Raw genomic sequence first — 18963 nt, 5'->3', positions numbered from 1 at the left:
TCGAGCGGATCGGGCTACCCTTTTCCATAGGGAGGCGGCTGTTATGACAATCACTATGCTTCTGGGACTGCTTGAAAACATCTCTGTAATTGCAGTCATCGCCCTTATCATCGGCCAACTAGATTACTTTCGGAACATCATGTACGGCAAAAACAACTGGATGCGGATCGTGATCCTCTCTACTCTGTTCGGGTTCCTGTCGGTAATCGGAACGGAGAATGGGCTACGTGTCAATGACGCACTCGCCAATACACGCATTGTCGGTGCCGTCGCGGGCGGGTTGATCGGGGGGCCTGTCGTCGGTTTTTTTGCCGGCCTTATCGGAGGTATTCATCGCTATTCGATCGGTGGATTTACCGCATTCGCCTGTGCCATCTCGACCGTAATGAACGGCTACTTGGCCGGGATCGTAAGTACGAAAATGAATATGCTGCGTCTGAAATGGCAGCATATCGTACTGATTGGCGTTTCAGCCGAGCTCATTCAAAAAGTTATGGTGCTTCTCTTGGCCAAGCCTTTTTCTGCGGCACTCGAACTGGAAGTAAAAATCGCGATCCCGACCACCATTATGACCATTGCGGGACTGCTGCTCTTCACGCGCGTTTTCCAAAATCTCAAAATGATGCAAGACCAGTCCGGCGCATTGGGGGCCAATCTGGCCTTGTCGATTGCAAGCCAGACGTTGCCTCATCTGCGGACGGGGCTAAATGAACACTCTGCAAAAAAAACTGCTGAACTGATCCGTGAAATGGCCAGGGTGGATGCAGTCGCCATTACCGACCGCGAAAAGCTGCTCAGCGCAAAAGGCCATGAACTGGAGAATCATGTGCAGAAAGAAACGCTGTGCGCACAAGTAGCGGAGGCTGTTTTGACCCACCCTACCGGGGTATATTGCGACAAGGATTTTGCTCTTCCGCGTCCGCCTCGCCTAAAATCGATCAGCGCCGCACCGTTGTATCATCAAAACCAGAAAATCGGGACGCTGCAATTTTACTATAAAACCTCTTCCTCCAAGACGTCCCAGACCAACGTGAAGTTAGTGGACGGTCTGGCTAAGCTGCTGTCGGTCCAAATTGAACTGGCGGAGATCGAGCATCAGGCGAAAATGCGGAAGCAGGCTGAAGTGAGCGCCCTGCAAGCACAAATCAATCCGCATTTTCTGTTCAACACCTTGGGGACCATTATGTCCTATTGTCGTACAGACCCTGATCAGGCGAGAAACTTGATCGGTCATTTAAGTGACATCTTCAGGCGCAATTTGAAAAGCAAGGGAAATCATCACAGCTTGCAGGAAGAACTGGACGGTATCAAGTCGTATTTGGAAATCGAGAAGATCAGATTCAGCAACCGATTAAAGGTGAACATGGAGATCGACGAATCTCTGCTGGAGCGCAAATTGCCTGTCCTGACTTTGCAGCCGATCGTGGAAAATGCCATTCACCATGGACTCTCTCCAAAAGTTAGCGATTGTCTGCTCACGATTCGAGTAGAACCGTACAACCATGAAGTGAAAATCAGCATTGAAGACAATGGAGTTGGAATCAGTGAAGAGCGTTTGGCCGATATCTGGAACAGCCAATCAAAAGGGATCGGCCTTGTCAATGTCCATTCACGGCTACGATCCATTTATGGCAAAAAATATGGCCTCACGATTCAAAGCAAGCCCGGTTTAGGAACAGTCGTATCCTTTGTCGCTCCGTTATCCGCATTTGAAAAGGAAGTGCATCCAGATGCTCCTGAAAACGTTCATCATCGATGACGAGCCAGCCATTTGTTCCGAATTGGAATATTTGCTAAAAAAATATATTGATATCCAGGTGGACGCAATCTATACCAATCCCTTGGAAGCATTGCCCCATATTATCAATTCCGAGCCTGATTTGCTCATGCTCGATATTCAGATGCCCGGGATGAATGGGCTTGAATTTGCCAAAACATTGAGCCAGATGTCCAATCCCCCATTGATCGTTTTTTCGACTGCCTATCATGAACACGCTTTGGAGGCTTTTTCCACGTTAGCTGTGGGCTATTTGACCAAACCGATCATGGAAACGAAATTGGACGATGTGATCCAAAAAGTGAGGACACTGAGGAACCGACCGGCCATGAATGACCGCGCCGCGACAGTTCCCCCGCTGGAAGAACATGTCTGCATCCGCAAGACCAACAAGATCATCCCGATCCCTGTAGGGCAGATTTACTTTGCTTTTGTGCGGGAGAAAGATTTATATGTGGCGACAAAAGAGAGTATTGAGAAGTGCGATTTGTCCTTAAATGAGCTGGAGGAGATTTTGAACCGGTCCCGATGTTTCTTTCGAAGTCATCGGAATTATATTTTGAATGTGAAGTATATTAGAGAAATCATTCCGTGGTTTAATAATACGTATTTGATTAAGATGAATGATGATAGTCAGACGGATATTCCTGTTAGTAGGGGGAGAATGAAAGCGTTTCGAGGGTTGATGAATTTGTGAGTTTGGGGATAGAAGGATGGACGGAGCGGGGGGAGAGTATCTTTTCGCTCTGTTTTTTCTGAGAAGCGGGGTAATAAGTTTTCTTCACGCAAACGTTTTTCTACCCCCACCTAATGAAAAGGGAGACACAATATGCCCGTGAGTCAATTGGCTACCCACCGCAAGATGCATGTCGGCATTTATTAATCTAAATATCGTAACCCCCAAAATACATTTGACTAGTTACCAATGTGATCTTAAAATGTAACTACTTAACACATGAATGGGGGTTACGAAATGCGCATTACAAATCAAAGGTTTGGCAGAGAATTTTGGGCGTTATGGATGGCCACGGCTCTATCCAATCTGGGAGACGGGTTGTTCAAATTTGCACTTCCTCTCTTGGCAGCGAAACTTACCAATTCTCCCGCTTTGGTCGCAAGCGTTTCGCTGGCGTTGACCCTCCCTTGGTTACTCTTCGCTCTACCGGTTGGCGTGATCGTCGACCGTCTGGATCGAAAGCGAATCATGGTCGTTGTTAATCTCATTCGGACGGCTGCCGTTGGATCTCTGGCTTTTGCCCAGCAGTTAGATTGGCTGTCGGTATTTGTTTTGGGTTTTCTGGCGTTTTTGGTCGGGACTTGCGAAACGGTATCCGACACTACGTCTGGGGCACTCGTGCCTTCCGTCGTTAACCGTGATCAATTAGAGCAGGCAAATGCACGCATTTACAGCGTAGAAACGATCATGAACAAATTTATTGGTGGGCCACTGGGAGGGTATCTACTTGCGATTGGTCTTCTCCTGCCGGCGGTTGGCAGTGCCGTTTCTTTCCTTGCGGCTGCCGTTGCCCTGCTTCTAATGCGTGGACATTTTTCAGTCGAACGGAAGCAATCGGCTTCCATCTGGCGAGAGGTTTCGGAAGGCGTTCGCTTTTTATGGACTAACCAGCTGCTTCGTACGCTTGCCATTATGGTGGCTATTATGGCTTCCTGCTGGAGCGCGTTTTTTTCTATTGTGGTGCTCTATGCGGTAGCGCCGGGGCCGCTTGGTTTACAAGAGTACCAGTACGGCTTGCTGTTAACCTCTTTGGCTGCGGGAAGTGTCGCCGGATCTTTGCTGGTATCTCCTCTGCAGCGTTTGTTTGGGCGGGGGGCATTGCTTGGGCTGGACATTATCGGTACCTTTGCAATGTTGTTCGTGCCAGGCGTCTGGGCAAATGTTTGGCTGGTGGGCGCGGCTATGTTTCTGGCAGGTATGGGCGGGACAACATGGGTGGTCGCTGTCAATTCGATTCGCCAACGAGTTGTACCCAATGAGTTGTTGGGGCGGGTCTATGGCGCCTACAGGCTGATTAGTTGGGGGACGTTACCTATAGGCGCGTTTCTCGCAGGAATTGTGGCGGAGTTGGCTGGCCTGCAAGTTGTTTTTTTAGGAGGAGCGATCCTTAACTTATTTCTCGTCTTCCCCCTTATCAGCGTTTTGCGTGAAGAAAAACGCCAAATGGAGCAATCGGGAGGAAGTGTTTCGTCTCCAAACCTTGTCCCATAAACTTGTGAAGAACTTATTTTTCATTTACATCCTCTATCGTAGGAAAATGATCTACAAATCCTAGGTCGATTGATTCCCATAGATACAAGGACACAATACTATAATAGGGATGCCAGTTTATGGAAACTTCCTCCATATATTTATTTTTCGGCCGATCATCTAGTTGATATAACCATTTTGTCGCCCTTTGCAATCCGGCATCCCCCAAGGAAAGAACATTCAGCCGTCCTAAAGAGAATATTAAGAACATTTCTGCCGTCCATTTTCCTATCCCTTTAACAGAAGTTAATGAATTGATTACGGTCTCGTTTTCTTGTGAATGAAAGTTTGCAAATGATATTTCGTTACTATGGACTTTCTTACATAAATCAAAAATAAACTCTATTTTTGTTCTTGATACCCCAGCATTTCTAAAATTTTCAAAAGGTGTACGCAAGACTCTTTCTGGTGTTATCTCACCACAAAGCATTTTTACTCGTTGGCGAATGGTACTTGCTGCTTTTGCTGATAACTGTTGTCCAATAATGGACATGACGAGCGCTTCTAAATGATTTTCACTCGTCTTCAATGTAAGTGGACCAATATGGTTAATCAGTTTACAGATAGTGGTATCTTGGTTGCAAATCGATACGATACCTTCATGGGAGGGATGAAAGGTAATATGATTATTCATGTTTCTATCTCCTTCTTTTCAAAAGTTATGATAAAGAAATAGAATTCACTAGCAGGTATGTTACACCACGTTTGCGTTTTCACTTATGGTTGGAATTTCCATACCATTTTACGTTGTTTCAAAACAAGCATCAACAAAATCAAAGAAGCTCAAAAATTTTTATGCACATGCTTCAAATACGGTACCATAAATAAAAAAAGAAAAAACGGCATTTCTGCCGTTTTGAACGTTTACGTATGGTGGAGCATAGCGGGATCGAACCGCTGACCTCTACACTGCCAGTGTAGCGCTCTCCCAGCTGAGCTAATGCCCCATATGTATGGTACTTCCGGCGATTATCGCCTCAGTGAAATCAGTATAGCATACGCCCGCCGTACACTGCAAGCGAAAAAATCTGATAAATCCCCGTCCCAGCTGAAAAAACCACAAAAAAAGCCAACCGCTCCAATCGGTTGGCTCCTCTCTTTTCTTCTCTATCAACCACTATCTCACCGTCACCACAATCGGTGTCTTCTTCCCACCATACTGCACATAAATCGTCGCTTTACCCGACCCTGTCGCCTTGATCACGCCGTCTTTCACGTCGGCTACCAACAGGCGAGAAGTGGTCCAGAGAGCTGGCTTGGTGACATTTTGCTCAGAGCCATCTGCATACGTAGCGATGGCGTTCACTTGTTTCACTTCACCCTTGCTCATCACGAGCTGGACGACATCTGTCTTCAAGTATTTCAGTGTATCAACATCGACTGGGATCGATACGCTTTTGTCGTTGTATCTCGCTGTAACCGTTGCTTTTCCGTAGGTACGTCCTGTAATGAGGCCTTTGGTTACGTCTGCTACTTTGTAGTTGCTCGTCTTCCAGTCAGCCATGGAGGTAACATCCATGGTGCGGCCATCGGAGAAGGTAGCTGTCAAGGTTACTTGTACGTTGCTGTTCGACTTCGTAGATACATAACGCTTGTTGGCTTCCAGCTTGCTCACGATTCCGACTTCTACCGGGATACTGATCGATTTGCCGCCGTATTTCGCAGTGATCGTCGCACGTCCATTTGAGAGACCTGTTACGCGACCGTTTACCACATCCGCTACTTTAACCGAGGACGAGGACCATTCGGCATCGCTGGTCACATTGTCCGAATTGCCAGCGGAGTCTGTTGCGTTCAGCTTGATCTCTTTTGATTCGTTGACGTTCAGGATCAGCAGGCGAGGATCAACGGAAAGATTCGTCGCTTGGTCTACTTCTACCGCAATCGTAACCGATTTGCCATCGAAGGTACCTGTTACGGTCGTTTTCCCTGCTCCTGTCGCTGTGATCTTCCCGTTCATTACCTCTGCTACAGCAGCAGAAGCCGAGCTCCATGTCGCTGTATCTGTTACATCCTTGGTCGTTCCATCCGCGTAAGCTGCTGTCAGCTTAACGGTTTCCGACTTGCCATTGCCAAGCACGATCTTTTTCTTGTCTACCGTCAATGTCTGCATAACGCCAACCGATACGGAAATGTTCACTGTGCGTGTTCCGTATGTAGCTGTTACTGTCGCTGCACCTGTCGACACACCTGTGATCAAGCCTTGACGCACGCTTGCTACGTTCGGTGCACTGGATGACCAAACAACTTTTTGTGTGACATCTTCAGCAGGAGTGCTTCCATCTGGATACGAAGCCGTTACCTTCACTTGCTTCGCGCCGCCCACCGGAATCGCTACTGTCGTGATATCTGCGGACAAGTTTTGCGGTACATCTACATCGACAACCAGTGTCGCTGTTTTCCCGCCGTATTTAGCGGTTACATTCGCCGTTCCAGCCTTGTAGGCGGATACCGTCTTGCCACTTGCAAATACGACATCTGCATTATCCGAAGACCACTCTACTTTTGAAGTGATATCTTCACTTGTTCCGTTTGCGAAGGACGCGTTTACAACTACGTCTTTCGTTGATCCGCTTTTCATCGTCAGGAAAGCTGGAACGATATACAAGGAACGAGGTACTTCTACATCTACGCGTACCTGAACGGATTTGTTTCCGTATTTCGCAGTAATAACCGCTTCACCGGACTTCACCGCGTGGATTTTCCCGTTGCTGTAATACGCAACGTCCTCGCGATCAGAGGACCATTCTGCCTTGTCGTTTACAACTGTGGAAGCACCGCCATTGGCATAAGTTGCTTTCAGCTCGATGTCTTCTGCCTTCCCCACATTCATGAAAATGTTTTGCTTGCTGAGTTCCAGTTTTTGCGTTGTATCCACATCGACTTTGATCGTCGCTGTTTTTGTTCCATACTTCGCCGTAATGGTTGCTGTACCCGCGCCATAAGCCTTGATCGTACCTTTGAGCGCATCGGCTACAGCAGTATTGTCTGAGGACCATTCAGCCTTGTCGGAAACGTCTTCCGTTACACTTCCATCCGGGAAAATGGCCTTGAGCTTGATTGTTTCTTCGCCGTTCAGCAAGAGTGAAACCTGGTTTTTGTTTGGCTCCAGTCTGTGGGCGATCTCGACGTTCACAGAGATCGTTGTCGTCTGGCTGCCAAACTTCGCTGTCACGGTACCAGTTCCTGAATTCAAACCTTTGATTGCACCGTTGACTACAGTCGCAATCGCCGGATTATCGATGGACCAGTCTGCTTGTGTCGTTACGTCTTCTGTTGTCCCATCGCTGTATACAGCCGTCAGCTTTACGTTTTCCGTGTTGCCGATCCGTACGTTCAATGATTGATCTTCTGTCGTCAGTGCCTTTACCTTTTTCGTTACGGTTACACCTACTACAACAGGCTTACCCATGTACGTAGCCGTTACGGTCGATTTCCCTACCGATTTGGCTGTAATCTGCCCCGCATATACAGAGGCGACATCCGCATTTTGCGTGGTCCATTCTGTCTTGACGGTGACGTCTTCCGTTTTTCCGCTCACATAAATAGCGGTAGCCGTCAGCTTGGTAGAATCTCCATTTTCCAATGTTACCTCATTCTTGGACAGAACGAGTCGGCTGATTTCATCGGCAGCCAATCCTACCCCTGCGTTCCCAGTCCCCACTAATAGCAGGACGGCCAGAAACAAGAGCATCGTTTTTTTCCAGAACATTAACTAGCCTCCCTCGCAAGTATGAAATTTGCTGTTCTTCGAAACCATTCCACCATTACTATATCGGCAAAGAGCAAGTAACAATTTACTAGTTTTTCGTGTCAGGCATGTGTCGAGCTTTGTAACTAGACCTTATTTCAAACGTCTAAATAAAGAGAGTGACTACGAGGGAGAATTCAAAGAATGAAAAATCGAACGATAAACGCACAGCGTCCTTGCTGGCGCGGGATATGGATAGTCTTTGGGAGTGTCATGCTGCTCGGTCTGATATGGTCGGGCTACAACTGGTATCGTATCGAACAGACGATTGAGAAAGCCAACGCACGACACGCAAGCGTCGGCATTGTCCTCGGTGCTGCTGTCTGGGGTGAGGGACCTAGTCCTGGCCTGCGCGAACGTCTCGAACAGGCGGTGACCCTGTATGAAGAAGGCTATGTATCGAAGCTGTTGGTCACAGGCGGCCTGGGTGAAGGCAAAACGATCACGGAAGCTGCTGTAAGCAGAAATTACTTAGTGGCCAAAGGAATTCCCGAAGAGGACATTTTGCTAGAAAGCAAGTCTACCAGCACATACGAAAACCTGCTGTACGGCCAGCAGATCTTGGAGGAACATCATATTCAAGACGCCCTGATCATCAGCCACGACTATCATTTAGCCCGTGCAATGGTCATGGCTGATTCACTGGGAATTGTCGCCTCACCTGTAGGGACGACGTCACACGTCCTGTTTGGACCGTATCATAAGGCGAGAGAAGTACTCGCACTCACGTATTGGGAGCTCTCTCGCCTCTTTACACAAGTACTAGGAACGGTGGTTCTCGCGTAAAATTTCATACACGTCGACAAAATGGCGGATTCGCTCCATGATGCGAGCCGCTTTTGTTTGTTCGATCCGATTTCCGTTGGAGATAGACAAATGCTCTTGCAGTTCACTCAGTGAGTAATTCGAAGTAAACAGCGTAGGCAAATGGTTGTTTGCCCGCTGATTCAATATAACCCCCAAAATCTCGTCACGAACCCATGGAGTCAAGTTCTCCGCGCCGATATCATCGAGGATCAATACCGGTACTTCTTTCAGCAGCTCCAGCTTGCCCGCGTACGATTGATCCGAGATGGAATCCTTCATCTCCCGGATAAAGTCAGGCACATAAACCAGCAAGGAAGCGACGTTGCGCTCCGAGAGCTCACGACCAATTGCACCCATGATGTAGCTTTTTCCAACCCCAAACGGACCGTGCAGATAAAGTCCTTTTACCCGCTCGCCTGTTCCGACTTTTTCACAGAACTGAATCGCGGCATCTACAGTAGCAAAATTCCCGGAGTCAATGACCAAGCCCTCAAAGCTCGCGTTCAAGGTCTCTTCGGATACGTAATAGCTTCGCATCAATCGGCGGCGGCGAATCTCTTCCTCGTGCGACAGTTGTTTGGAGCAGGGCGTCATCGAGCTGATAATATGTTGGTGTGCCAGCTCCAATTGCGTGCTATGTCCCTTGACCAAATTCGGGCATTCGCCAAGACCCGGACAACGCTCACACCAATACTGCTCCTTTACTGCCGTATAGATGTTGGAGAGCGAGCGAAGGTAATCGTCCCTGGTCAATGCGGGATGCTCTTGTTGAAATGCTTTTAAATAGGCCGACGAACGGAACATTTTATCTAACTGCTGATCCGGTGTCAGCAACTGACGCGGCGTTCGTTTGGCGAGCTCTTGCATGAACTCACTGATAGATTCCACGTTCCCTCACACTCCTTATTTCCGTTTTCGCAAGGTTTCCAGTCTTTTCTGCAAGTCTGGAAAATCCTGAATGGACTGTTTCTTTTCAGCGTCGGATGCGTTTTTTTCCTGCGACAACTGCCACTCGACAGAAGCTGGCAGCTTGTCCTGCAAGATAGCTCTACCGTTGCGTCTGACAGGAGCCGATTCCTTCTTGCCCGTTTTAGCCTTCTCGGCTGTTTGTGCCCGTTGATCCGCACGTTCGAGGATCTGCTTCACTGCCTCGTCAACTGTCGCGATCCGCTTCGCTTTCCAACTGTCACGAATCGTCTCCATGTACGCTTTTGGCAGCTCCATTTGCATGCTGGCTAGCGTATGGAGCAAAAGCGCATTGACGACTTCCGGCTGCATCCCATCCGCAAATACAAGCGTTTCAGCCCGTTCCAAAAACACCTTGCTGATTCTGCCACCGACGACTTTTTCCAGCAGGGTCACCGGAGATAACTGGCGACAAGCACGAATAAAGGCTTCACTGCCTGGCTCTGGCAAGCGACCAGGTCCAAAGCCATCCTCTGTCGTGTCCGTTGCAGGCGCCGTTCGGTACAGCTTGTCTTCTGTGTAGCGTTGTACCAAACGCTTGCGCAAAACTTCTCCGTCCAGACTCCGATCCGATTTGTATAGCGTCCAATCACGCAGCTCCTGCCCCATCCCCCAGCTGTCCAACTGATAGAAATGGCAAAGCGAGAACAACAGCTCCATGCTCTTGCCTTCCAAAACTTTGACCGAGTCGGCATTATCCGGCAAGTACAAGCGCAGTGACGATACACTCAACGAATGGTTGACCTGTGCCTCGTAGCCAGATTTCATCGGCGCTTGCGGGAAGCTGGTGTCCATCTCGGTTAAAAACTGATCGCGCTCCGATCCTTTTTTCACTTCCAGCTCGGATGGTTTCAACGACTGGAACACATCATGGAAGTCTTTCGTGACGTTTTCCACAATGGAGTATTCTTGATCCAACTGACTGCCAAGCGTATCTGCATAATGCTGGCGCAATTGCGAATAGCGAACGTTTTCGATTTTGTTTAACAACATCAACGACAGTACATAGTCTGCAAAAAATTCAGCCGGACTAAGCGGCGGTTTGATCAAATACTCGTAATAATAGTCACGCTGCTGATTTTCCCTGCGGCGCACCTCGACTAGCCCGATAGCCTCCAGACGTTCACGCGCATCCAATAGCCGATCCAGAGAAAGCGAAGTCGTCAGCATCAAACTGCGATGGGTCCCCTCCGAGGAGGCTCCGCTCACTTCCTGCACGCCATGGACGAGCAGTTGGTAGAGAGCGTACGATTCGACACCGATGATCGGCAAATATAGCTGCGTAACAAAGCCCATTTCGGCAAAGCCAATCGGTCTTGCCATCCGCACCAGATAACGATCCTTCGGCAACAACTCGTTCCAAACTAAACGACGCATCAGATCTTTCCTTCCTGACAAAATTCGATTTTTTTATTATAGCACGACTATCCATTCATTCGCGGAAAAATCAGTTGGAAAGCCAAAGAAGCCCTGGCGGATTGGCCGCAAGAGCGAGAGAGAAGGTGCGAGTCTGGTAGAAAAAGCTTATCTATTCTTTTGGAAACGAGCTGCTTCGCGCTTGTGCCAATAGCTCTTCCAGCTCTTTCATAAATACATTGATATCTTTGAATTGACGGTATACAGAGGCGAATCGCACATAGGCGACCTCATCGACATGGTATAAACGCTCCATGACCTTCTCCCCAACGTCATTGCTCGGGATCTCTGCTTGCCCGCAGCTACGCAGTTCTTTTTCAATGTCGTTCACTACATTTTCAAGCACTTCCAACGGTACAGGACGCTTTTCGCAAGCACGCACCAATCCACGCAATATCTTGTCTCGACTGAATTCCTCGCGTGTTCCGTCCTTTTTCACAATTAACAAAGGTGTTTCTTCTACCATTTCAAAGGTAGTAAAACGGCGCTCGCAGGCTTCGCACTCACGGCGACGACGAATGGATTTATTATGATTGAAAGGACGTGAATCCAGGACTCTGGTCCCATTATATTCGCAAAATGGACAACGCATATCAGAATCAACTCCAATACTGACAATACTTGTCTACAGTGTCCCTCATATTCCTGTCAGAAGTCAAGTCAATCCTTGTACCTATTTAAAGCATAAGTCGAATGGAGTACAATTATGGTACTGTTGGAGGGATAGTCATGCGTTTAGTATCTTTAAAGCACCTACAGCCAGGAATGAAATTGGGACGTACGGTCTTCACAGATGATGGAAAGGTGCTGCTTGGAACCGGTATGCAATTAACGGAACGACTCATCTCCGGATTAGAGCGAGCTGGTGTTGATTCGGTGTATATCGATGATCCCCGCACCAATGACATCGTTGTGGAAGAAGTAATTCGCCCGCAAACCAGACAAGTAGCTGTGGAAGCCATCGAGAAGACGATCAAACAAATTACAAACTCAAACAAGCTGGCCCGGAAAATTTCCTTAAAAGAAATGGGCCTTCATTTTCAGCGTGCCTTTAGTTCTATTTTGGACGACCTGATGCAAAACAAGCAAATGGTTGGACATTTGACGACGATCTCTTCTCATTCGCCATCCCTATATCATCACTCCGTGAATGTGGCCGTGTTGGCGACTGCTGTGGGCATGTCTCTGGGCTACAATCGCACACAGCTCATAAACCTAGGGGTAGGCGCCATGCTGCACGATATCGGCAAAGTGAGCCTGCCTGAAGAGCTGTTGCTAAAAACAGAACGTTGGACGGACGAAGAGAAGGAAATCGCCAAACAGCACACGATGCTTGGCTTTAATTTGTTGCGAAAGCAGCATGACATCTCGCTTTTGTCAGCACACGTCTGCTTGCAGCACCATGAACGGCTAAATGGAAGCGGCTATCCACAGGGATTATCCGGCAAACAAATTCACGAATTTGCACAAATCGTCGGTCTCTGTGATATTTATGACTCATTGACTTCCCCACGTCCATGGCGCAAGCGGTACATGCCACAGGATGCTGTCGAGTACCTGCTAGGCTCTGGCGGTACGCTGTTCGAGCATCATCTCGTAAATGCCTTTATCAAGCACATTGCTATCTTCCCGATTGGAAGCAGCGTCGTTTTGAATACCGGAGAAGTCGGGGTAGTGAGTCGGGTTGATCCAGACTATTCGCATCGTCCCACTGTACGAGTGTTAAAGGACGGCCGAGGAAACGATGTTCCTAGCCCTTATGACCTCGATCTCAAGGCGAACATCCGACTGTTTATTGTCGGCTTTGAAGATGATGATCTGTTTAACGTGAACTCATTAGAAGAATCTCCTACTTCATCGTAAATACGAAGCAACCAAAAACCCCTTTGCTCGAAATTCGGCAAAGGGGTTTTGTTTATGCTACTTATTTTACACCAACAGCGGCTGCTTCTTTTGTTGCAGCTTGATTGTGCTGCTCGGACACGTGGCGAACCAAGTCTACGACTCGGCAGGAGTAGCCCCACTCGTTATCGTACCAAGCAATCACTTTCACCTGATTGTCTCCCATTACCATCGTAGACAGACCGTCGATGATCGAGGAGTGGTCGTTGCCATTGAAATCGCTGGATACGAGCGGCTCATCGCAGAACTCGAGGTAGCCTTTCATGCTGCCTTCGCTCGCTTCACGCAGGACACGGTTTACTTCGTCCAATGTAACAGGCTTCTTCGTATTGATCACCAAGTCTACTACAGATACGTTTGGAGTCGGTACGCGAAGTGAAAATCCATTCAGCTTGCCATTCAATTCTGGCAGAACGATTCCTACTGCACGAGCAGCTCCTGTCGTCGTTGGAATGATGGACTCGCTAGCTGCACGTGCACGACGCAGGTCTTTATGCGGATTGTCGAGATTCACCTGATCGTTTGTAAACGAGTGAATGGTAGTCATGAGACCTTGTTCGATACCGAATGCATCGTTGAGCACTTTTGCCACAGGTGCGAGACAGTTGGTCGTGCAGGAAGCATTGGAGATAATGTGGTGATTCGCATGGTCGTAGGTGCCTTCGTTTACACCCATCACGATTGTCACGTCTTCTTCTTTCGCTGGTGCTGTAATCACAACTTTTTTCGCACCGCTTTGCAGGTGCTTGCCAGCGCCGTCGCGATTGTTGAACTTGCCTGTAGCTTCCACAACGATCTCTACTCCGAGGTCACCCCAAGGCAGCTTCAGCGGATCACGGTCAGACAGGACAACTGTTGCTTTTCCATCTACGATAATCTTGTTGTCTTGGACTTCTACTTTATTTTGCAGGCGTCCGTGGATCGTGTCATATTTCAACAAATGTGCAAGCGTCTCCGCTGGATAGCTGGCGTTGATTGCAACGATTTCAATGTTGGGGTCCTGGATAGCGCGGCGGAATACCATGCGGCCAATTCGTCCGAAACCATTAATACCGATTTTAATTGTCATATATAGAAACCCCTTTCGAATTGAGTTACGCTTATCTGATACTTTTATTATAATAAGTATGACACAATTATCAATGTGTTTTACTGAAAAATAAATATTTGGACGATTTACCCTACCCCAAAAAAGAGGAAAAAGCCGCTCTCTTATCAGTAAGAAAGCGGCTTTTCATGATTTTTAACGTAATTGAAAGTCGTATATATTTTTGTAACGATCATGATAATAGAGCACTCGCTGGACATATTGACGGGTCTCCCCATATGGAATGTCCTCAATTGTGTCTCGAGATCCGTTCCATTGCTCACTCGCGAGCCATCCGTTTACTTTGCCCGGACCGGCATTGTAGGCGGCAATGACTTTGACGATATCGCCATTATAGCGGGACAGCAAAAAATCGAGATACCATGTCCCAATCTCGATGTTCATGATAGGGTCGTACAAGTATTCGCTGTCCTTTGGACGGAAGCCTGCCTCCTTGACGATCCACTGCGCTGTATCCGGCATGATTTGCATGAGCCCGACCGCACCTTTTTTCGATACGCGATCTGTCGCAAACCCACTCTCGGAACGAATGACGGCCAATACCAAATGAGGGTCCACCTCATATTTTAGTGCAGTAGTCACAATCTGTTGCTCATATTTGATCGGGTACATCCATTTCCACACCACTGGCGTGTTTAGCAGCAGAAATATACTCGCCAAAACGAGCAGGATCAATGCTGCACGCTTGCCAAAACTCATGATTGACGCTCCGATCGAATCGCGGCCAATACGGCCTCCACTTGACGCTCGGTTTCTTCACGCGAACCAGAATTATCGATCAAAAAGTCTGCGCCTTGCTTCTTCTGATCAATGGGAAACTGCGCCCGCAGTCTTTTTCGTGCTTGTTCTTCTTCCAATTCGTCGCGCTCCAGCATTCTCGCCAATTGCATCTCGTAGGGCGCATAGACGACCACGATTTTTTCTACCATATGTGTAAGCTTGCTTTCATACAGCAGAGGGATGTCCATAAAGACGATCTCGGCTCCATTCGCTTCCGCTGCTTCGGCCTCTTCCCGCATGACGCGGCGTACCTCGGGATGGACGATGGCGTTCAGCTTTTGGCGCTCGGACTCGTCCGAAAACACGATTTCACCTAGTTTTTTCCGATCAATTTGACCATCTTCCAATAGGATTTCTCTTCCAAAATGGCGCACGATCGCTTCATAGGCCAGTTTACCTGGTTCTACGACCTCTCTGGCGATTTGGTCAGCGTCAATGACAGGAATTCCGCGCTCTCGAAGCATACCTGTCACTGTGCTTTTCCCAGTGGCAATTCCGCCTGTTAACCCTAGTATCATGCCCATCCTCCTCCCTTGGTCGAACTACGATAACTTTTGGCAGTCCGGGCAAATATGCGTCCCTCTGCCGCCAACTACAAACCGAATGATTTCGGCCCCGCACTTGGTACACGACTCGTCTTTTCGTCCATAAACTAATAGAGATTGCTGGAACATACCCATCTCGCCTTGTCCGTTCACATACGACTTGATGGAGCTACCACCTTGTTCTACCGCTTCTTGCAAAGTAGAGACGATGCTTTCGTGCAGTCGGACAACTTCTTTATCTGTCAGCTTTCCTGCTGGTTTCTCCGGATGAATGCCTGCTTTAAAGAGTGACTCGTCCACATAAATATTCCCCAGTCCTACAATACATTCCTGGTTTAGGAGAAGCGGCTTAATTTTTGTTGACCGTCCTTTTAACAATTTCCCCAAAACTTCTGGAGTGAAACTTTTATCTAGCGGTTCTACCCCCAGTTTTGCCAAAGGTCCGACGGTTGTTTCCTTCCCCTTGGGGAACAAATCCATCGTCCCGAACTGGCGAACATCCCGATAACGCAGCTCCGTTCCGTCCGTAAAATGGAAGACGACATGGGTATGCTTCTCAACGGGATCATCCGCTTGATACACGCCATAGCGCCCTTCCATACGAAGATGGGACACGAGCACATCCTCGTTTAAGAAAAACTGAATGAATTTTGCCCGCCGTTGGATATCCTGAATGGTTTGTCCCACCAAGAGAGATTTGAAAGCTTCCACGTCATCTGGCTGACGCACAATACGCGCCAAATGAACACTTACTCTCTCAATCGTTTTTCCCATAACCAAGCCACGCAGAGTACGTACGACGGTTTCTACCTCCGGCAATTCTGGCATGTGCCCTCCTCCTCTTGTTGTCTATCCATCTTTATGTTCTAGGCATGTCTACTTCGCATCGTACCAGGTACGTCCGTCACTGACGTCCACCTTGAGTGGCACATTGAGGGAAAGCGCACTCTCCATCACTTCTGGTACCAGCTTGCGCATGACTTCCAGCTCATTTTCTGGCACTTCAAATACAAGCTCATCGTGCACCTGCAAAAGCATGCGGCTAGCGAGACCTTTCTCCTCGATTGCCTCCTGCATGCGAATCATCGCCAGCTTGATCACATCGGCAGCAGTCCCCTGGATCGGCGTGTTCATCGCAGTACGCTCGGCAAACGAACGCAGGTTGAAGTTGCTGCTGCGAATATCAGGCAGGTAGCGACGGCGGTTCAACAAGGTCGTCACATAGCCATCCGCCTTCGCCTGTTGGACAATCTCCTCCATCCAGCGCTTCACACCGGAGAAGACATCAAAGTAACGTTCAATGAAGTCCCCGGCTTCTTTACGGGTAATATTGAGGTTTTGCGACAGACCGTAGTCGCTGATGCCATATACGATCCCGAAGTTGACCGCTTTTGCCTGACGGCGCATCAGCGAGGTCACTTCTTCCTCACTCACACCAAATACGTCCATAGCGGTGCGGGTATGAATATCCATTCCTTTTTGGAAGGCGTCAATCAAATTTTCGTCTTGCGAAATGTGGGCCAAAATCCGCAGCTCAATCTGGGAATAGTCGGCCGCCAGCATGTACCAGCCGTCCTCTGACGGGATAAACGCCTCACGAATCTTGCGTCCTTCTTCCATGCGGATCGGGATATTTTGCAGATTCGGGTCCGTACTGGACAGGCGCCCTGTCGCCGTAGTCGCTTGGTTGTAAAGCGTATGCACCTTGCTCGTCTTCGTATGGATTTCCTTGGTCAAGCCCTCAATATACGTAGAGCGGAGCTTGCCGAGCTGACGGAAGGTCAGGATCGCATCGATGATCGGATGGTATGGGGCGAGCTTCTCCAATACATCTGCACTGGTAGAAGGTCCTGTTTTGGTCTTTTTCAGTACAGGCAGAGACAAGCGGTCAAACAAAATTTCACCCAATTGCTTCGGCGAGTTGATGTTGAATGCCCCACCCGCCAGCTCGTAAATCTGATCTGTCAGACCCGCGAGCTTTTGGTCCAAGTCTTCCCCCATTTGTACGAGGCGTTCACTGTTTACCTTCACGCCTTGCTTTTCCATGAGAGCCAGTACCATACTCAGCGGGGCTTCCAATTCGCCGAGCAGCTTTTCCATTTCGTTTTCCGCCAGCTGCTCGCGCAGTACAGGCACGCTCTGCCAGATGGCTGCCGCTTTATGTGCCACATGCTCGCTCAGCACGTCCATTTCAGGCACAAGACGTTTGGCACCCTTGCCGTACACCTCTTCATCTGACAGTACCCGTGTCTGTGCGTATTGGGCCGCAATGCTGTCCAGGGTCGGGTTGCTCTCAGCCGCATTCAGCAGGTAAGAAGCGAGGTACACATCAAAGCTGATGCCTTTTATCGCCAAATCATGCCAAGCGAGTCCAACCGTATCTCGCTTGCCGTCAAATACCCACTTCTCCTTCGCCGGATCAGCCAGCCACTCACAGAGCACCTTCCACTCCTTGGCTACATCCCACGGAACGAACATCACCGTATCTTCCGCAGCCAGTCCAATTCCGAGGAATGGCGCATGGTGATAGTTTTCCCCATCCATTTCGATGTAAAGAGCCATTGGAGAAGTCAGCTTGGACTCGTACGCCACTTTGTTTTCCTCTGAAATCATCTCAAATGAAAACGGCTTGGCGTCTGCTTGTCCGCTGCCATCTGCTGGCTGTGCCACTTTGATCTTGGACAAGAGCGATTTGAACTCCATCTTTTTAAAGAATTCGCTGAGAGGTACACCATCATAGCCTTCATAGCCAGTTTCTTGCACATCCAGCTCCACAGGCGCTTCACGCAAAATGGTTGCCAAGGCTTTACTCATGTTTGCCTTGTCTACATTCTCACGCAGGTTCTCTTGCAGCTTTTTGCCCGAGACTTTATCGATGTTTTCCAGTACCTGCTCGACAGAGCCGTATTCGTGCAGCAGCTTCAGCGCTGTTTTTTCCCCGACACCTGGGACACCTGGAATGTTGTCGGACGAATCGCCCATCAAGCCTTTCAGATCAATTATTTGCAGCGGCTTAAGGCCGTACTTTTCGTTAATTTCTTGCGGAGTGTACAGCTCGATTTCGCTGACACCCTTGCGCGTCAAAGCGACGGATACATGCTCAGACACGAGCTGGAGCATATCTTTGTCTCCGGTAATGACAGTCGTTTTCCAAGCCTGCTCATCAGCCTGCTTCGTCAACGTACCGATAATGTCATCCGCCTCGTAGCCTTCCAGCTCGAAGCGTTTGATTGAGAAGGCATCCAACAGCTCCCGAATCAGTGGAAACTGTTCAGACAGCTCCGGCGGAGTTTTGCTGCGTCCCCCTTTGTACTCTGCATACTCGCTATGGCGAAACACGACTTTTCCCGCGTCAAAAGCAACCATGATATGCGTTGGCTTCATTTCCTCCAACACTTTTAACAGCATAGTCGTAAAGCCCAGCACTGCGTTCGTATGCAGTCCTGCCGATGTGGACAATAAAGGGAGCGCATAAAACGCCCGGTTCGCAACACTGTTTCCATCAATCAACACAAAATGACTCAAGGAATTCGACCCCTCTCGTTACAAAACTACTATCTTTAATCGTAACATAGGGCAAACATCAAAGCCAAGCTGTAGATATGGCGGGTAAAGCACAAGGTGATTGTACAGACTATGAAAAAA

Annotated in this window: 15 protein-coding genes and 1 tRNA gene; 5 read left to right on the top strand and 11 right to left on the bottom strand. The window is 48.6% G+C overall.

Annotation, left to right across the window (positions count from 1 at the left end):
* The first annotated feature begins 43 nt into the window (after window positions 1–43).
* The 3 genes from HP568_RS20980 to HP568_RS20970 all read left to right on the top strand — a co-directional run bounded on the left by HP568_RS20980 (window position 44) and on the right by HP568_RS20970 (window position 4004).
* The gene (locus HP568_RS20980; protein WP_173630123.1) at window positions 44–1759 is read left to right on the top strand and encodes a LytS/YhcK type 5TM receptor domain-containing protein; all 1716 of its coding nucleotides are present in this window, start codon (window positions 44–46) and stop codon (window positions 1757–1759) included.
* The gene (locus HP568_RS20975) at window positions 1731–2474 is read left to right on the top strand and encodes a LytR/AlgR family response regulator transcription factor (protein ID WP_173630122.1); all 744 of its coding nucleotides are present in this window, start codon (window positions 1731–1733) and stop codon (window positions 2472–2474) included. The genes HP568_RS20980 and HP568_RS20975 overlap by 29 nt, the downstream gene beginning before the upstream one ends.
* Before the next feature lie 276 nt (window positions 2475–2750).
* Window positions 2751–4004 carry an MFS transporter gene (locus HP568_RS20970; RefSeq protein WP_173630121.1) on the top strand — a complete coding sequence of 418 codons (1254 nt, stop codon included), beginning with the start codon at window positions 2751–2753 and terminating at the stop codon, window positions 4002–4004.
* A gap of 13 nt (window positions 4005–4017) precedes the next feature.
* On the opposite strand, the gene HP568_RS20965 is transcribed toward HP568_RS20970, so the two are convergent.
* From HP568_RS20965 to HP568_RS20955, 3 genes are all read right to left on the bottom strand, one after another.
* On the bottom strand, window positions 4018–4677 hold the full coding sequence (locus HP568_RS20965; RefSeq protein ID WP_173630120.1) for a DNA-3-methyladenine glycosylase family protein: 660 nt from the start codon (window positions 4675–4677) through the stop codon (window positions 4018–4020).
* Between the two features lie 237 nt (window positions 4678–4914).
* Window positions 4915–4990 (bottom strand) — tRNA-Ala (locus HP568_RS20960).
* A 170-nt stretch (window positions 4991–5160) separates the two neighbouring features.
* Window positions 5161–7755 carry an Ig-like domain-containing protein gene (locus HP568_RS20955; protein ID WP_173630119.1) on the bottom strand — a complete coding sequence of 865 codons (2595 nt, stop codon included), beginning with the start codon at window positions 7753–7755 and terminating at the stop codon, window positions 5161–5163.
* A gap of 183 nt (window positions 7756–7938) precedes the next feature.
* Between HP568_RS20955 and HP568_RS20950 the strand changes: the two genes are divergently transcribed.
* Window positions 7939–8580 carry a YdcF family protein gene (locus tag HP568_RS20950; protein WP_048031727.1) on the top strand — a complete coding sequence of 214 codons (642 nt, stop codon included), beginning with the start codon at window positions 7939–7941 and terminating at the stop codon, window positions 8578–8580.
* Here HP568_RS20950 and dnaI read toward each other — a convergent pair.
* The 3 genes from dnaI to nrdR form a co-directional block, all read right to left on the bottom strand.
* A complete protein-coding gene (gene dnaI, locus HP568_RS20945) occupies window positions 8557–9489 on the bottom strand; it encodes a primosomal protein DnaI (RefSeq protein ID WP_048031726.1) in 933 nt (310 codons plus the stop codon). The two genes, HP568_RS20950 and dnaI, sit on opposite strands and share 24 nt — an antisense overlap.
* A 15-nt stretch (window positions 9490–9504) precedes the next feature.
* Window positions 9505–10944 carry a replication initiation and membrane attachment family protein gene (locus tag HP568_RS20940; protein ID WP_048031725.1) on the bottom strand — a complete coding sequence of 480 codons (1440 nt, stop codon included), beginning with the start codon at window positions 10942–10944 and terminating at the stop codon, window positions 9505–9507.
* 151 nt (window positions 10945–11095) lie between these two features.
* Entirely contained in the window at window positions 11096–11575 is a 480-nt protein-coding gene (gene nrdR, locus HP568_RS20935; RefSeq protein WP_048031724.1) for a transcriptional regulator NrdR, read from the bottom strand.
* A gap of 137 nt (window positions 11576–11712) precedes the next feature.
* Between nrdR and HP568_RS20930 the strand changes: the two genes are divergently transcribed.
* Entirely contained in the window at window positions 11713–12846 is a 1134-nt protein-coding gene (locus tag HP568_RS20930) for an HD-GYP domain-containing protein (RefSeq protein WP_048031723.1), read from the top strand.
* A 61-nt stretch (window positions 12847–12907) separates the two neighbouring features.
* On the opposite strand, the gene HP568_RS20925 is transcribed toward HP568_RS20930, so the two are convergent.
* The 5 genes from HP568_RS20925 to polA form a co-directional block, all read right to left on the bottom strand.
* A complete protein-coding gene (locus HP568_RS20925; RefSeq protein WP_173630118.1) occupies window positions 12908–13954 on the bottom strand; it encodes a glyceraldehyde-3-phosphate dehydrogenase in 1047 nt (348 codons plus the stop codon).
* A gap of 174 nt (window positions 13955–14128) precedes the next feature.
* Entirely contained in the window at window positions 14129–14692 is a 564-nt protein-coding gene (locus HP568_RS20920) for a lytic transglycosylase domain-containing protein (RefSeq protein WP_173630117.1), read from the bottom strand.
* Window positions 14689–15297 (bottom strand): dephospho-CoA kinase, encoded by a 609-nt coding sequence (gene coaE, locus HP568_RS20915; protein WP_048031720.1) that lies wholly within the window; start codon window positions 15295–15297, stop codon window positions 14689–14691. The genes HP568_RS20920 and coaE overlap by 4 nt, the downstream gene beginning before the upstream one ends.
* 18 nt (window positions 15298–15315) lie before the next feature.
* Complete coding sequence (gene mutM, locus HP568_RS20910) at window positions 15316–16146, bottom strand: DNA-formamidopyrimidine glycosylase (protein ID WP_048031719.1); 831 nt, start codon at window positions 16144–16146, stop codon at window positions 15316–15318.
* A gap of 48 nt (window positions 16147–16194) precedes the next feature.
* Complete coding sequence (gene polA, locus HP568_RS20905) at window positions 16195–18843, bottom strand: DNA polymerase I (protein WP_173630116.1); 2649 nt, start codon at window positions 18841–18843, stop codon at window positions 16195–16197.
* Window positions 18844–18963: the final 120 nt, after the last annotated feature.

It is taken from the genome of Brevibacillus sp. MS2.2 (assembly GCF_013284345.1).
Classification (GTDB): domain Bacteria; phylum Bacillota; class Bacilli; order Brevibacillales; family Brevibacillaceae; genus Brevibacillus; species Brevibacillus brevis_C.
The sequence above is the reverse complement of the archived record's forward strand: the minus strand, read 5'-3'. Positions and strand labels throughout refer to the sequence as shown.

Coding starts and splice junctions, on each gene's coding strand:
- HP568_RS20980 (WP_173630123.1), top strand. CDS start 44: ATGACAATCACTATGCTTCTGGGACTGCTTGAAAACATCTCTGTAATT.
- HP568_RS20975 (WP_173630122.1), top strand. CDS start 1,731: ATGCTCCTGAAAACGTTCATCATCGATGACGAGCCAGCCATTTGTTCC.
- HP568_RS20970 (WP_173630121.1), top strand. CDS start 2,751: ATGCGCATTACAAATCAAAGGTTTGGCAGAGAATTTTGGGCGTTATGG.
- HP568_RS20965 (WP_173630120.1), bottom strand. CDS start 4,677: ATGAATAATCATATTACCTTTCATCCCTCCCATGAAGGTATCGTATCG.
- HP568_RS20955 (WP_173630119.1), bottom strand. CDS start 7,755: ATGTTCTGGAAAAAAACGATGCTCTTGTTTCTGGCCGTCCTGCTATTA.
- HP568_RS20950 (WP_048031727.1), top strand. CDS start 7,939: ATGAAAAATCGAACGATAAACGCACAGCGTCCTTGCTGGCGCGGGATA.
- HP568_RS20940 (WP_048031725.1), bottom strand. CDS start 10,944: ATGCGTCGTTTAGTTTGGAACGAGTTGTTGCCGAAGGATCGTTATCTG.
- nrdR (WP_048031724.1), bottom strand. CDS start 11,575: ATGCGTTGTCCATTTTGCGAATATAATGGGACCAGAGTCCTGGATTCA.
- HP568_RS20930 (WP_048031723.1), top strand. CDS start 11,713: ATGCGTTTAGTATCTTTAAAGCACCTACAGCCAGGAATGAAATTGGGA.
- HP568_RS20925 (WP_173630118.1), bottom strand. CDS start 13,954: ATGACAATTAAAATCGGTATTAATGGTTTCGGACGAATTGGCCGCATG.
- HP568_RS20920 (WP_173630117.1), bottom strand. CDS start 14,692: ATGAGTTTTGGCAAGCGTGCAGCATTGATCCTGCTCGTTTTGGCGAGT.
- coaE (WP_048031720.1), bottom strand. CDS start 15,297: ATGGGCATGATACTAGGGTTAACAGGCGGAATTGCCACTGGGAAAAGC.
- mutM (WP_048031719.1), bottom strand. CDS start 16,146: ATGCCAGAATTGCCGGAGGTAGAAACCGTCGTACGTACTCTGCGTGGC.